The organism is Pelomonas nitida, assembly GCF_043555975.1.
Classification (GTDB): domain Bacteria; phylum Pseudomonadota; class Gammaproteobacteria; order Burkholderiales; family Burkholderiaceae_C; genus Pelomonas; species Pelomonas nitida.
The window spans coordinates 129,620-143,762 of the sequence record NZ_JBIGIA010000013.1; the positions used below are offsets into that span (position 1 = coordinate 129,620).

14 protein-coding genes are annotated in these 14,143 nt (G+C 67.3%); 10 read left to right on the plus strand and 4 right to left on the minus strand.

From position 1 onward, the window contains the following. Positions 1-21 precede the first annotated feature (21 nt). Genes ACG00X_RS17215 through ACG00X_RS17230 form a run of 4 tightly spaced genes read left to right on the plus strand, consistent with a single transcriptional unit; the run spans position 22 to position 5,303 of the window. Positions 22-1,167, plus strand: a complete 1,146-nt coding sequence (locus ACG00X_RS17215; RefSeq protein WP_394489689.1) for a D-alanyl-D-alanine carboxypeptidase family protein — start codon at positions 22-24, stop codon at positions 1,165-1,167. 10 nt (positions 1,168-1,177) lie between these two features. Further along, positions 1,178-1,462 carry a DUF493 family protein gene (locus tag ACG00X_RS17220; protein WP_394405356.1) on the plus strand — a complete coding sequence of 95 codons (285 nt, stop codon included), beginning with the start codon at positions 1,178-1,180 and terminating at the stop codon, positions 1,460-1,462. A gap of 11 nt (positions 1,463-1,473) precedes the next feature. Beyond that, a complete protein-coding gene (locus ACG00X_RS17225) occupies positions 1,474-4,647 on the plus strand; it encodes a hypothetical protein (protein WP_394489691.1) in 3,174 nt (1,057 codons plus the stop codon). Beyond that, on the plus strand, positions 4,641-5,303 hold the full coding sequence (locus ACG00X_RS17230) for a hypothetical protein (RefSeq protein ID WP_394489693.1): 663 nt from the start codon (positions 4,641-4,643) through the stop codon (positions 5,301-5,303). Before ACG00X_RS17225 ends, ACG00X_RS17230 begins: the two co-directional genes overlap by 7 nt. 1 nt (position 5,304) lies before the next feature. On the opposite strand, the gene ACG00X_RS17235 is transcribed toward ACG00X_RS17230, so the two are convergent. Then, positions 5,305-5,922 (minus strand): tetratricopeptide repeat protein, encoded by a 618-nt coding sequence (locus ACG00X_RS17235; RefSeq protein WP_394489695.1) that lies wholly within the window; start codon positions 5,920-5,922, stop codon positions 5,305-5,307. 56 nt (positions 5,923-5,978) lie between these two features. On the opposite strand from ACG00X_RS17235, the gene lipB reads away from it, so the two are divergent. Together lipB and lipA are read left to right on the plus strand one after the other, a co-directional pair. Beyond that, positions 5,979-6,656 (plus strand): lipoyl(octanoyl) transferase LipB, encoded by a 678-nt coding sequence (gene lipB, locus ACG00X_RS17240; protein ID WP_394489697.1) that lies wholly within the window; start codon positions 5,979-5,981, stop codon positions 6,654-6,656. Between the two features lie 2 nt (positions 6,657-6,658). Further along, positions 6,659-7,630: a lipoyl synthase gene (lipA, locus tag ACG00X_RS17245; RefSeq protein ID WP_394489699.1), complete on the plus strand. Its 972-nt coding sequence runs from the start codon at positions 6,659-6,661 to the stop codon at positions 7,628-7,630. A gap of 24 nt (positions 7,631-7,654) precedes the next feature. Here the strand turns inward: lipA and ACG00X_RS17250 are convergent, their stop codons facing one another. Then, on the minus strand, positions 7,655-8,140 hold the full coding sequence (locus ACG00X_RS17250) for a TlpA disulfide reductase family protein (protein WP_394489701.1): 486 nt from the start codon (positions 8,138-8,140) through the stop codon (positions 7,655-7,657). 75 nt (positions 8,141-8,215) lie between these two features. Beyond that, positions 8,216-9,454 carry a CaiB/BaiF CoA transferase family protein gene (locus tag ACG00X_RS17255; RefSeq protein ID WP_394489703.1) on the minus strand — a complete coding sequence of 413 codons (1,239 nt, stop codon included), beginning with the start codon at positions 9,452-9,454 and terminating at the stop codon, positions 8,216-8,218. Between the two features lie 37 nt (positions 9,455-9,491). Between ACG00X_RS17255 and ACG00X_RS17260 the strand changes: the two genes are divergently transcribed. The 3 genes from ACG00X_RS17260 (at position 9,492) to ACG00X_RS17270 (ending at position 10,726) form a co-directional block, all read left to right on the plus strand. Further along, the gene (locus ACG00X_RS17260; RefSeq protein ID WP_394489705.1) at positions 9,492-9,983 is read left to right on the plus strand and encodes a hypothetical protein; all 492 of its coding nucleotides are present in this window, start codon (positions 9,492-9,494) and stop codon (positions 9,981-9,983) included. Between the two features lie 72 nt (positions 9,984-10,055). Further along, entirely contained in the window at positions 10,056-10,460 is a 405-nt protein-coding gene (locus tag ACG00X_RS17265) for a PTS sugar transporter subunit IIA (protein WP_394489707.1), read from the plus strand. Beyond that, on the plus strand, positions 10,457-10,726 hold the full coding sequence (locus ACG00X_RS17270) for an HPr family phosphocarrier protein (protein ID WP_394489710.1): 270 nt from the start codon (positions 10,457-10,459) through the stop codon (positions 10,724-10,726). Before ACG00X_RS17265 ends, ACG00X_RS17270 begins: the two co-directional genes overlap by 4 nt. Before the next feature lie 21 nt (positions 10,727-10,747). Here the strand turns inward: ACG00X_RS17270 and ACG00X_RS17275 are convergent, their stop codons facing one another. Beyond that, a complete protein-coding gene (locus ACG00X_RS17275; RefSeq protein WP_394489712.1) occupies positions 10,748-11,551 on the minus strand; it encodes a GNAT family N-acetyltransferase in 804 nt (267 codons plus the stop codon). 116 nt (positions 11,552-11,667) lie between these two features. Between ACG00X_RS17275 and ptsP the strand changes: the two genes are divergently transcribed. Next, positions 11,668-13,446: a phosphoenolpyruvate--protein phosphotransferase gene (gene ptsP / locus ACG00X_RS17280; RefSeq protein ID WP_394489714.1), complete on the plus strand. Its 1,779-nt coding sequence runs from the start codon at positions 11,668-11,670 to the stop codon at positions 13,444-13,446. The last annotated feature ends 697 nt before the right edge of the window (positions 13,447-14,143 follow it).

The following is a 14,143-nucleotide window of genomic DNA, read 5'->3' on the forward strand; positions in this document are numbered from 1 at the left end:
TCGCCGCCCTGAACCGATCCGATGAAACGATTGCTTGCTTCCTTCCTCACGACGCTGGTCGTGACCGCCCAGGCCCAGGCCCCGGTGTCTCCCGAGATCGCCGCGCGCAACTATGTGCTGATCGACCTGACGGCCCACAAGACCCTCGCCGAGCGCGAGGCCGACGTGCCGCAGGACCCTGCCTCGTTGACCAAGCTGATGACGGCCTACGTCGTCTTCGGTGCGCTGCGCGACAAGAAGCTGACGCTGGAGCAGCCGCTGCCCGTGTCCAAGCGGGCATGGGATGAACGCAAGGGCGATCCGTCGCTGATGTTCATTGACACGACGATGACGCCCAAGGTCGATGAGTTGCTGCGCGGCCTCATCATCCAGAGCGGCAACGACGCCGCCGTGGCGCTGGCCGAGGGTGTGGCCGGCACGGTCGAGAACTTCGTGCAGCTGATGAACCGCCAGGCCCAGGCCTGGGGCCTGAAGAACACCGAATTCAAGAACGTGACCGGCATGACCGAGCCGGGTCACAAGGCCAGCGCGCGCGAGATCGCCATCATCGCGGCCCACATCATCACGGACTTCCCCGAGTACTACAGCTACTACTCGCAGCGCGACTACACCTTCAACAAGATCCGCCAGGACAACCGCAACCTGCTGCTGCGCCGCGACCCCACCGTTGACGGCATGAAGACCGGCTACACCGATGCGGCCGGCTACTGCCTCGTGGCCAGTGCCAATCGCGACTTCCCCAACGGCAAGCGCCGCCTGCTCAGCGTCGTTATGGGCACGGCCTCCAAGGAGGCTCGCGCCAGCGAAAGCCAGAAGTTGCTGAACTGGGGCTACACCGCCTTCGATGCCGTCAAGATCTTCGATGCGGGCAAGGCCATCAAGACCGTGCCGGTCTGGAAGGGCGAGTCCAAGGAGGTCAAGCTGGGTGCTGCGGATGCGGTGTTCGTCACCGTGCCTCGCGGTGATGCCGGCAAGCTGCAGACCCAGGTCGAGCACACCGACCCGCTCGTGGCGCCGCTGAACAAGGGCCAGCGTGTGGGCACGCTACGCGTGACGACGACGGCCGGCACGCTGGTGGCCGAGGTGCCGCTGGTCGTCCAGGAGGCCGTGCCCGTGGCCGGCATCTTCGGCCGCGCCTTCGACTCCATCCGCCTGTGGATCAAGTGAGGCCCGCGCCATGAACCTGCCGCCCGACATCCCGCCCGAGCAGTCGCTCATCGAGTACCCGTCGCAGTTCCCGATCAAGGTGATGGGGGCTCACGTCGAAGGCTTCGTCGAGGCCATCACGCATGTGGCCCTGCAGTTCGACCCCGGCTTCGACGCCTCCACCATCGAGCACCGCCCGAGCAAGGGCGGCAACTACCTGGGGCTGACCATCACCGTCACCGCCACCAGCCGCGAGCAGCTCGACGAGCTGTACCGGACGCTGACGACGCATCCGATGGTCAAGGTGGTGCTGTAGAGCGCTGAGCCTTGAGCGCGCCGCTGGAAGTCACGGTCGGAGACATTCAGCGGCTTGCCGACGAGCCGCTGCGAGAGCTGATCAAGCGGCTTTGCTGTGCCGAGTTGTCGGACGCGGGGCTGCCCAGGTCGGCAGTCAGAGCGGGCGGCCATCAGGATGCGAGTGACGGTGGGATCGATGTTCGGGTCGATCTGGCGGGAGATCCCACCGGGTTGGACTTCATCCCCAGAGGCCAGACGGGGCTGCAAGCCAAGGCCGAGTCCATGCCGCCGTCCAAGGTGTCTGGCGAGATGCTGGATGGCGGCGTGCTCAAGCCTGCGATCCGTGAGCTGCTGACGCGTGGCGGTGCCTATGTGATCGTCAGCGCCAAGGACTCCTGCACGGAAAAGATGCTGGCACAGCGCGTTGCTGCCATGCGCAAGGTCGTCGGCGACGCGGGGCTACCTGCCGATGTGGCGCTGGACTTCTTCGGCGCCGACCGCATCGCCGATTGGACGAACCAGCATCCAGGCGTGGCCTTGTGGCTGCGAGAGCACCTGGACGGCCCGTCGCATGGGTGGCGTGGGTACGGCACCTGGGCTGCAGCAGGTGCCGCAGAAGGCTTTCTTGTTGACGCGCAGCCTCGGGTCGATGCGCCGGGCCAGCAAGGAACTCGGCAGCTGAGCATCGCGCAGACCCTGGTGGAACTGCGCGCCAAGCTGCGCGAGCCAGGCAAGGCGATCCGCCTTGTCGGCCTCTCGGGCACGGGAAAAACCCGGCTGGTTCAGGCCTTGTTCGAGGCCGGCCTCGACGGAGATCCATTGCCGGCGCACCTCGCCATCTATGCCGATGCGGGCGAAGCCCTGCAGCCGCCGCCGGTCGAGATGCTGCGCCGGCTGGCCACGCAGGCACGCCCGGTGGTGCTGGTGATCGACAACTGCAACCCGGAAACCCATCGTGCGCTGCAGACGGCCCTGTCCAACCGATCCGGCCGGGTCGCTCTGCTCACCGTCGAGTACGACATCGACAGCGGTGAGGCCGAGGAAGCCGATGTCTACCGCCTCGGCGTCACCACACCCGAACTGCTGGATCGTCTGCTGGCCCAGCGCGAGCCCGCGCTGGGCTCCGGCGTCCGGCAGCAGATCGTCAGCCTCTCCGAAGGCAATCTGCGCATCGCCCTGGCGTTGGCCAGCGCCGCCCGCCGGACGGGGCGATTGCATGGCCTGAGCGATGCAGACCTGTTTCAGCGGCTGTTCTGGCAGCGGCGGCAGCCAGACCCGGCCCTTGAGCATGCCGCTCGGGTGCTGGCCCTGGTCTATTCCTGCAAGGCCGAGGAGTCCGATGTCCCAGAAGCAGACCAGGAATTCACTCGCATGGCTCGACTGGCTGGCTGCTCTGCTGCCGAGCTGCGACGCCACCTTGGCACCTTGCGGCAACGAGGGCTCGCCCAGCAGCGAGGGCCTTGGCGGGCCATCCTGCCGCACGCCCTGGCCAACCACCTGGCCGTGCGCGGGTTGCAGGCGGTCTCTGCCGATGACCTGTGGCGAGAGTTGCGGCAGCACGCGCGCCTGTCGCTGTCGTTCGCGCGGCGGTTGTCGGCGCTGCATGACAGTCTCGAAGCGCAGGTGCTTGTGGAGCGCTGGTTCCGCGAGGCGCCGGGTATGGCGATCTTCAACGAACACTCGATGCAGGGCCGTGAGGTCGTTCAGCTGCTGGCGCCGGTGCGGCCTGACCTCGCACTGGCCAGGCTGGAACAACTGACAGACACCGAGGGCCAGGGTCTGCTGGGCGAGCGGCATGTGTTCTACCGGGATGGTGCGGTGTGGCTGGCGGGCCAACTGGCTTATCTGGCCGCAGACTTCGCCAGGGCCGCCGAAGTGCTGGTCAGGCTGGCGATATACGAGAGCAGCGGCAGCAAGGGTGGCGGGGCCAGCATGTCACGCCCGCTGGAACGCTTGTTCCGGCCGGTGATGTCTGGCACCGAGGCCGACGCCGGGCAGCGCTTGGCCTTGCTCACATCGCTGCTGGACTCGAGGGACGCGCGGCGCCAGCGCCTCGCGCTGGTCGCATTGCAAACCATGCTGGCCGTGAACTGGAGTGGTTCAGTGCCCGAGACGTTCGGGGCACGAGTGCGTGGTGACGGTTGGCGGCCGATGTCGAGTGGCGATTGGGAGGTCTGGTACGGCGGGCTGATGCAGTTCGTAGCCGAGCGGCTGCGTGCGGGGCATGTCTTGGCATTGGACATGGCCGGTCTGGTCTCAGAGGCTGCCGTTCGTCTGGCCTGGGAGCCCGCAGTCCTGCCGGCGCTGGAGCGGTTCGCGGAAGCACTGGCGCCTCTGCCGGCGGCGCCGTGCTTGTGGCGCTGCCTTGCTGCGGCGCTGATTTGGCCGCCCAACTTGGCTGCCGGTGTGGACCCGGTCCTGTGTGCTCGGCTGGAGAGGCTGGAGTCTCGACTGCGCCCGCAATCTCTTGAAGATCGCATCGAGGCGCTTGTCTACGTCGAGCCCCACGGCAGGGTCGATCTGCTGTCACTGGAGCAAATGCAATCGCATCGCTCAGGCGCCGCGCCTGTGTCCCGGCACTACGACCAGATGCTGGCCGATGTCGGCGCCGAGCTTGCTTTGCGCCTGCACGAGCCCGCCCTGCTGCATCGCCTGATCGATAGCTTCTCGCCGGGCTACACGCCGCTGCTGGGCCGCCGAGTTGCCGAGTGCGCCGTTGATCTCGCGGGTGGCTGGGCCGTTCTCATCCGCCGTTATGCCTCCGCCTCGCAGGAGTCGCGAGACGCGGGATTCGTCCTTGGGTTCTTCGACGGGCTGAGGGCGCGTGACCCAGCGATGGCCGAACGGTTGCTGGACGCCTGCGCTGCCGAGCCTTCGCTCGCTGAATTGGGCGTCGAACTGCACACGCGCCAGCCGGTCGATGAGGCAGGCGCGATGCGACTGACGACGCTCGCCAGACGCGGTCAGGTACCGGCCGCCAAGTCAGACGCGGTCAGGTACCGGCCGCCAAGTTCGGATGGCGGCAATTTGGCGGGCCGCTGGATGGGATTTCCTCGGCAACCCACGCCAAGCTGTTGCGGGCCATCAAGGATCTGCCCAAAGGCCTCGAGGTGGCCATCAACCTTCACCGCATGCGCTTGCATGGCCTGGGTGAAAGAGCGCGCGAGGATGGCCAAGCCTGCCAGCTTTGTGTGTCCTTGCTGATGGCTGTGGACGAGTGCTTCCAGACCGATGAGGCTTGGCCGCACGTGGATGACCTGGCCGAACTTGCGCTGGCGAGTGCAGAGGGCGAGGCGGTCGCCATTCATCTGTGCAAGGTGCTCACGCATCGCGAGCGAGGCCAGCACTGGCCGCTGAGCTACGCGGCCGACCGTCTGTTGCGCCGCGTCTTTGGTGCCCATGGCGCCGTGGCCTTGGAGGCGTTCTACCAGGCCTACATGGGCCGGCGGTTGGATGCGCTCTCGCAGCTGAGCGTTGATGCCGAACATCCCGTGCGCCTGGTGCCTGTCGACACGCTGCTGGATTGGGTTCGCGTGGAGCCGCTTGGGCGAGGGCCTTGGGTGGCGGGAATGATCGATGCCTTCGATGGGATAGGCCTATCGGAGACAGCGCTGGCACTCTTGCAGATGGCGCCAGATCGAGCAGCGGTGCTGGAGGGCTTCGAACGAGCTGTTCACTCGACCTACATTTGCGGCAGCTTTCAGGAAGCCTCCGCTCTGCGCCTGCTGGCGCTGGAGTCGTTGACGACCGACGCTGCGGCGGATGTTGCCGAATGGGCCAGGAAGCACGTTGAATGTATCCAGGAGTTCGTCGCCTGCTGGCAACGCCAGGCTCGGGATCGCGATCAGAGCTTCGAGTGATTCAGCTCGATTTGTCCATCGCCTTGACCTTGGCCCGGGCTGCCACATCGCCATTCTTCGCCGCCGTATCAAACCAATAACGCGCCAGCCGCTCGTCGGCAGCCACGCCCAGCCCGGTCTCGAACATCGACGCGATGAGGTATTGCGCGCCGACGTCGCCGGCGGTGGCGGCAGCCAGATACCAGCGGTGCGCCTGGGCCATGTCCAGCGGCCGGCCGCGGCCCAGATAGAAGCAGGTGCCCGCGGCCAATGCGCCGTCGCCGTTGCCGTGTTCGGCAGCGCGCTCGAACCAGTCGCAGGCGGCCGTCTTGTCGAGCGGGCCGTGGCGGCCCTGCTCGATCATTTCGCCCAGCGCGTTCTCGGCCAGCGCCAGGTGTTGTGCGGCGGCGCGTTGCAGCCAACGCCAGGCCTGGGCGTCGCTGGCACCGGGCAGCTCACGGCGCAGATGCATCATGGCCAGGTTGAACTGGCCCAGCGGTTCGCCGCGCTGGGCCGAGGCGGTGAAACCCCGAGCGGCTGCGGCCAGGCGGCCCGCGTCGTAGGCCGCGAGGGCGTCGTCCAGCGGTGCAGCCCGGGCGAGGGACGACACGAGTAGCAGGGTGAGCAGTTGCTTCTTCATCGCAGCGAGTCGGCTCAGGACCGGCGGGGCTTACCGCGCCTGCCTATGATGCCGCCATGATCGTCAAGTCCCTCGGGCGGGTCGAGTACCTGCCCACGCTGGAGGCCATGCGGGCCTTCACGGCGGCGCGCCATGCAGACACGCCGGACGAGCTCTGGCTCTGCGAGCACCCGCCCACGTTCACCCAAGGCATCGCCGGCAAGCCGGAGCACCTGCTGCTGCCCGGTGACATCCCGGTCGTGCCCACCGAGCGCGGCGGCCAGGTCACATACCACGGCCCCGGCCAGGTCACGGCCTACCCGCTGATCGACCTGCGGCGCCAGGGCATCTTCGTCAAGGAATACGTGTTCCGGCTGGAGACGGCGCTGATCCAGGTGCTGGACAGCTACGGCGTGACCGGCCTGCGCGTGGCCAGCGCGCCGGGCATCTACGTGCGCCCGGCCGACCCCGGTGGCCACGCGGCGCTGACCGGGCCGACCGACCCGAACCGCCTGTTCGATGGCCTGGCGAAGATCGCCGCCTTGGGCATCAAGGTCAGCCGGCATTGCACCTACCATGGCCTGGCGCTGAACGTCGCGATGGACCTGGAACCCTTCCAGCGCATCAACCCCTGCGGCTACCAGGGCCTGGAAACCACTTCCCTCGATAAAATCGGGGTTTTCACCGACTGGCCCACGGCGGCCGGCCGGCTCGCCGAGCGGCTCTCGGCCCAATTTGAAGTCTCGACGCCTTGACCATGTCCGACACGACCACCTACGACCCGTCGATCAAGCAAAAAGCCGAGGCCAAGACCTCGCGCATCCCGATCAAGATCGTGCCGGCCGAGGTGCTGAAGAAGCCCGACTGGATCCGCGTCAAGGCCGGCTCGCCGTCGACCCGCTTCTACGAGATCAAGCAGATCCTGCGCGAGCACAAGCTGCACACGGTCTGCGAGGAAGCCAGCTGCCCCAACATCGGTGAGTGCTTCGGCAAGGGCACGGCCACGTTCATGATCATGGGCGACAAGTGCACGCGCCGCTGCCCGTTCTGCGACGTGGGCCATGGCCGGCCCGACCCGCTGGACGTGAACGAGCCCGAGAACCTGGCCAAGACGATTGCTGCGCTGAAGCTCAAGTACGTCGTCATCACCAGCGTGGACCGCGACGACCTGAAGGATGGCGGCGCGGCTCACTTCGCCGAGTGCATCACCAAGACGCGCGAGCTGTCACCGGCGACGCAGATCGAGGTGCTGGTGCCCGACTTCCGCGGCCGCGCCGATCGCGCGCTGAACATCCTGAAGGCCGCGCCGCCGGACGTGATGAACCACAACCTCGAAACGGCGCCGCGCCTCTACAAGGAAGCGCGTCCGGGCTCGGACTACGAGTTCAGCCTGAACCTGCTGAAGCGCTTCAAGGAAGAAGTGCCGGGCGTGCCGACCAAGAGCGGCATCATGGTGGGCCTGGGCGAGACCGATGACGAGATCCGCCAGGTCATGCGCGACATGCGCGCGCACAACATCGACATGATCACCATCGGCCAGTACCTGGCCCCGTCGGGCCACCACCTGCCGGTGCGCCGCTACGTGACGCCGGATCAGTTCAAGCAGTTCGAGAAGGAAGCCTACGAGCTGGGCTTCACGCATGCGGCCGTCGGCGCGATGGTGCGCTCCAGCTACCACGCCGACCAGCAGGCCCACGGCGTGCTGAACGCGGCTGCTCCGGCCGCCTGAAACCGGCGCGCCGCCGGCCGGGGTTCAGGCCTCGGCCAGCAACTTCTCGATCAGGCCGTGCAGCGCGGCGAAGTCCGGTTCGCCGACGTAGCGCTTGACGATCTCGCCGCGCTTGTTGATCAGGAAGGTCGTCGGCGTCATCTGCACCTTGCCGAAGGCGTTCGCCACCGCGCCGGTGTTATCGATGGCCACGCCGAACGGCAGCCCGCGCGACTCGGCGAAGCGCGACACGAAGGCCGGCGGGTCGTAGCTCATCGCCACGGCCAGCGTGTCGAAACCCCGGCCCTTGAACTTGTTGTGCGTGGCGATGACCTGCGGCATTTCCTTGACGCAGGTGGCGCAGCTGGTGGCCCAGAAGTTCACCAGCATGACCTTGCCGGCCCATTGCCGGGAGTTGGCTTGCTCGCCGTTCAGCAGCACGTAGCCGACCTCGGGGGCGGCATCGCGGGCGCAGCCGGCGAGGGTGCAACAGGCCAGGGCGAGGGCGGCGAGGGCTCGGCGGTTCAGCATGGGGCCCATTCTAGGGAGCCGGTCAATTCCTGCCGGCGAGGTCGAGCATCCGCAGCCCGCCATGCGAGGCCGCACTCAGGCGATGACGCCGGCAGCCAGCCAGGCGTCGATCTGCACATCGGCGCAGCCGGCCTCGCGCAGCAGCTCGCGGCTGTGCTGGCCCAGCAGCGGCGGCGCCTGCCGGTATTGCACCGGGGTGGCCGAGAGCTTCATGGGGCTGCCGACCAGCCGCAGCGACGGCGTCAGTGGGTGGGGCAGGTCGACGACGGCGCCGCGCGCCTGGGCCTGCGGGTCGGCGAGCGCCTCGCCGATGGAGTTGATCGAGCCGCAGGGCACCTTGGCCGCTTCCAGCGCGGCCAGCCATTCGGCCCTGGGCCGCTGGCGGATGGCCTCGGCCAGCTGCGGCACCAGCAGCTCGCGGTGGCGCACGCGCTCGGCGTTGGTGGCAAAGCGCGCGTCGGCCGCCCAGTCGGGGCGGCCGGCCACATCGCAGAACTTGGCGAACTGCCGGTCGTTGCCGACGGCGAGGATCAGGTGGCCGTCACGGGCCTCGAACACCTGGTAGGGCACGATGTTCTGATGGGCGTTGCCCATGCGGCCGGGCACCTTGCCGCTGCACAGGTAGTTGCTGCCCAGGTTGGCCAGCATGGCGAGCTGGGTGTCGAGCAGCGCCATGTCGATGACCTGGCCTTGCCCGGTGGCGTCGCGGTGGCGCAGCGCGGCCAGGATGGCGACGGTGGCGTACATGCCGGTGAACAGGTCGGCCACGGCCACGCCCACCTTCTGCGGGCCGCCGCCCGGCTGGTCGTCGCGCTCGCCGGTCACGCTCATCAGCCCGCCCATGCCTTGCACGGCGTAGTCGTAGCCGGCGCGGTCGGCGTAGGGGCCGGTCTGGCCGAAGCCGGTGATGGAGCAGATGACCAGGCCCGGGTGCTCGGCCAGCAGGCTTTGGGCGTCCAGCCCGTAGCGGGCCAGGTCGCCGACCTTGAAGTTCTCCACCAGCACGTCCACCTGGCCTGCGAGCTTGCGCACGATGGCCTGGCCCTCGGGCGTGGACAGGTCCACGGCCAGCGAGCGCTTGTTGCGGTTGGCGCCGAGGAAGTAGGCGGCCTCGGAGGTGTCCTGGCCGTCGGCGTCTTTCAGGTAGGGCGGGCCCCAGGCGCGGGTGTCGTCGCCGCTGCCGGGGCGCTCGATCTTGATGACGTCGGCCCCCAGGTCGGCCAGCGTCTGCGTGCACCAGGGGCCGGCCAGCACGCGGGAGAGGTCCAGCACGCGCACGCCGGCCAGGGCTTGAGGGGAGCTCGTTGCTTGCATGGCGGGATTGTCGTGGCGCGCTACCGATAATTCGGCCATGCGGAGCTTGCTTCCTGTCGGATTTGCGCTGGGGTTGGCCGGCCTGTGCGCCTGCCAGCCAGCGCTGAACTGGCGCGAGGTGCGCCCGACGGGGGCAGGTGCGGTGGCGCTGTTCCCGTGCAAGCCGGAAGTCGACCAGCGGCCTGGCATGGGCCTGGCGCAATGCGAGGCCGCCGGGCGGCGCTTTTCGCTCGCGTGGGCCGACACGCCCGACGCCAGCCAGACCGGCGCCGCACTCCAGGCGATGTCGCAGGCGCTGGCCGCCAAGCTCGGCCAGGCGCTGCCGGCGGCCCAGCCGCTGCAGGTGCGCGGCATGACGCCGCTGCCGCAGGCCGCGCAGTACCGGCTCGACGCGCCGGCGGGCGTCCATCGGCTGGCGGTGTTCGCGCACGGCGGGCGGGTCTATCAGGCGCTGGTGTCGGGCAGCCCTGACGAGGCTTCGGCCTGGGACAGCTTCGTCGCGGGCCTGGGCGTCGAGGCCGCCCGCTGAAGCGGCGCTGGCCTGGCGCACGCTGACGGGCGCCGCAGAGGACCGGCGCCGCGTTGCCCTAACATCCTGCCCATGCCGCAACTGCTCGTCATCGCCCACGCCCCGCTCGCTTCTGCGTTGCGGCAGGTGGCCGAGCACACCTTCCCGGACTGCGCCCCCACCCTGACGGTGCTGGATGTGATGCCGGGGCAGTGCCCGGAGGATGTCGAGGCCGCAGCGCGCGCGCTGATGGCGCAGTCCGGTGCGGCGTCGTCCCCATGGCTGGTGCTGACCGACGTGTTCGGCGCCACGCCTTGCAACGGCGCCCAGCGCCTGGCCGGCGAGCAGGTGCAGGTGATCGCCGGTGTCAGCGTCCCCATGCTGTGGCGCACGCTCTGCTATGCCAGCCAGAAGTCCCTGACCGAGCTGGCCCGGCGCGCCGTCCAAGGTGCGGCCGCCGGTGTTGTCGCCACGCCTCCCTTGCCGCCCGAAGAATGATCACTTCCACCATCACCATCAGCAACAAGCTGGGTCTTCATGCACGCGCCTCTGCCAAGCTGACCAAGCTGGCCGGCAGCTTCAAGTGCGATGTCTACATGAGCCGCAACGGCCGCCGCGTGAATGCCAAGAGCATCATGGGCGTCATGATGTTGGCCGCCGGCATCGGCTCCACGATCGAGCTGGAAACCGACGGCGAGGACGAGCAGGCCGCGCAGGAAGCGATCACGGCCCTCGTCGACGACAAGTTCGGCGAAGGGCAGTGATCAGCCGCCCGGCCGCCGCGCTCAACCGCCGTGACGGCGGAAGCGTGCCGGCAGGTCGGCGGTGCGCAGCAGCAGCGGCAGGTCGGCCGTGTTGAAGTCGGGGTCCCAGGCCGGCTCGCCCATGAGTTTGGCGCCGCAACGCAGATAGCCGCGGATCAGCGCCGGCGGCTCGACCTGCAAGTCCTGGCGCAGGTGCTCGACGGGCAGCGGCAGGCGCGGCCGCACACGGCAGTCGATGGGCGCGAGGTGCGTCGCGGCGAGCTGCTTCCAGAGGCTGGCCGCGAAATGCCCGCCGTCACGCATGCTGACGCTGGCGCAGCCGATGACGGTGTCCAGCCCGTTGCGGGCCAGGAACTCGGCCAGTGCGCCCCACAACGACAGGATGGCGCCGCCGCTGCGGTGATCGGCATGCACGCAGGAGCGGCCGATCTCCGCCACGCGCGGGCGCAGCGAGCGCAGCCGGGTCAGGTCGAATTCGGTGTCGCTGTACAAGCCGCCCGCACGCTTGGCGGCGGCGGGCGTGAGCACGCGATAGGTGCCGACGACCGGGCCCGGTTCGCCGTCTTCGGCGTCGGCGCGCACGAGCACATGCTCGCAGTAGGCGTCGAACAGATCGATGTCCAGGCCGGCCGGGGCCTGCTTGGGCGTGGGCAGGCGCGCGCCCATCTCCACGGCGAACACCTGGTAGCGCAAGGCTTGGGCCTCGCGCACCTCGGACTCGCTCTTGGCCCAGCTGACGCTCAGGCGCGGGGCTGCTGCGCGCTGCGGGCGCTGCAGGACGGGGGCATGCGACAGCGCATGCGTGACGATGGGGCTTCTGTTCATGACCCGTCATGCTGGTCGGGCGGTTTGACGGGGCGGTGAACCTCTCATGAAAAAACCGTGACGCGCGGCACCCCTGTGAGCGGCTACATTGGCTGCTCAATCTGCGGAGTGCGCTGATGAGTTTCCAGGTGTTCGGCATCGCGGTCTCGCGCGGCGTTGCCATCGGTCGTGCGGTGCTGGTGGCGTCCAGCCGCGTCGATGTCGCCCACTACTTCGTGGCGCCCGATCAGATCCAGGCCGAGATCGCGCGCCTGCTGCGGGGCCGCGATGCCGTCGTGCAGGAACTGCAGACGCTCAAGGATGAACTGCCCGACGACGCGCCACATGAACTTGCGGCGCTGCTGGATGTGCACCTGATGCTGCTGCATGACGATGCGCTGACAGGAAGCGCCAGCCAGTGGATCGTCGACCGGCACTACAACGCGGAGTGGGCGCTGTCCGCGCAGCTCGAAGTGCTGGCGCGGCAGTTCGACGAGATGGAAGACGACTACCTGCGCGAGCGCAAGGCGGATCTCGAGCAGGTCGTCGAACGCGTGCTGGGCGCGCTGGCGCAGGCGCAAGGCGACGCGCCCGCGCCGGTCACGCCGCGCGACTTCGCCGGTGAGGACCCGTTGCTGCTGGTGGCGGCCGACATCTCGCCGGCCGACATGATCCAGTTCAAGCGCAGCGTCTTCCGCGGCTTCATCACCGACATCGGCGGCAAGACCTCGCACACGGCCATCGTCGCGCGCAGCATGGACATCCCGGCCGTCGTCGGCACGCGGGAGGCGTCGCGCCTGATCATGCAGGACGACTGGGTCATCATCGACGGCGACGCCGGCACGGTCATCGTGAACCCGTCGCCCATCGTGCTGGAGGAGTACCGCTTCCGCCAGCGCCAGAGTGAACTGGAGCGGGCAAGGCTGGCCCGCCTGCGGCACACGCCGGCCGTGACGCTGGACGGCGAGCACATCGAGTTGCACGCCAACATCGAAATGCCGGCCGATGCGGAAGCGGCAGTGACAGCGGGCGCCACGGGTGTCGGTCTGTTCCGCACCGAGTTCCTGTTCATGAACCGTGAGGGCGAGCTCCCCAGCGAGGACGAACAGTTCCGCGCGTACAAGGCGGCCGTCGAAGCGATGAAGGGCATGCCCGTCACGATCCGCACCGTCGACGTGGGCGCCGACAAGCCGCTCGATCGACTGACGGTCAACGAGTTGCGGCATGAGCACGTGCTCAATCCCGCCATGGGGCTGCGCGCCATTCGCTGGAGTCTGGCGGAACCCAGCATGTTCCGTCAGCAATTGCGGGCCATCTATCGCGCCAGTGCGTTCGGCAAGGTCCGCCTGTTGGTGCCCATGGTCGCGCACCTCAGCGAGGTGAAGCAGATCATCGAGACCCTCCGCAAAGTGCAACAGCAGCTGACGGATGCGGGCAATGCGTTCACCCATGTGGAGCTGGGGGTGATGATCGAAATTCCCGCCGCCGCCGTCATGCTGCCGATGTTGCTGCGCCATGTGGACTTCGTGTCCATCGGCACGAACGACCTCATCCAATACACCTTGGCCATCGACCGAGCCGATGAGGCGGTCGCCCATCTCTATGACCCATGGCACCCGGCGGTGCTTCAGCTGATTTCGCAGTCCATCGCTCAAGCGCGCGCGGCGGGCAAGGGGGTCAGCGTTTGTGGCGAAATGGCGGGCGATCCCGATTTCACGGAGCTGCTGCTGGCCATGGGGCTGCGCAGCTTTTCCATGCATCCGTCCCAGATACCGGCGGTCAAGCAGCGGCTGCTGCGTTCTGACACCCAACGTCTGGCGGGTGCCTTGCCTCGCCTGCTGGCGAGCGAAGACCCGCGTGCCGTCGCCGACAAGGAGTTGGCTTTGACGAAGAGCGGTCCGGGCGCCGTTCATTGAGCCCTCGCGCCCTGGGCTGCGCAGGCGACACCGCTCTTATATAGAAGCACCCCCGGGGCGGGCTTGGCGAACCTCGGGAGCGGGAATGCGCTGCAACCGAAGAAAAGTCGACCGACTTCTTGCCTCCCCCGAAATTCCTGTGCTACAGTCGTTGGCTTCGCTGATGACAGCGCTGAGTTGAAAGACGCAGCGAGACGTTGGTGAGGGGTGAGGCAGAAATGCCTTGCTGGCGGATTTGAGTCGCCGAGTGCTTGAAAGAGTTCAAAAAGAATTTTTCAAAAGTACTTGACGATGCTGCGAAAGCAGATCAAAATCTCGCCTCTTTGCTGCTGACAACAAACGCAATGCGGATGTGATTGGCGGTAAAGGCAGAGTTGAAAAGCGTTGAGAAAATAAATTTTCAAAAACGCTTGACAGCGATGCAAACGGCGAATTAGAATCTCGCCTCTTCGCTGCAAACGATAAGTAGTTTGCAGCGACGCAAAGTGAAGAGTAAGTGCTCTGAGTTTTGCGATGTTCTTTAATAATTAACAGCCGATAAGCGTGGGCGTTTGAGGCGAAGTGATGTTATCAGGTGACTGATGACGGTCCTTCGGACTTTAAACGCTCACGGAAATAGATTTGAATCATGCAAATGGTTTAAGTCGATTCCGTTGAGAATTCAAGATCGAACTGTAGAGTTTGATCCTGGCTCAGA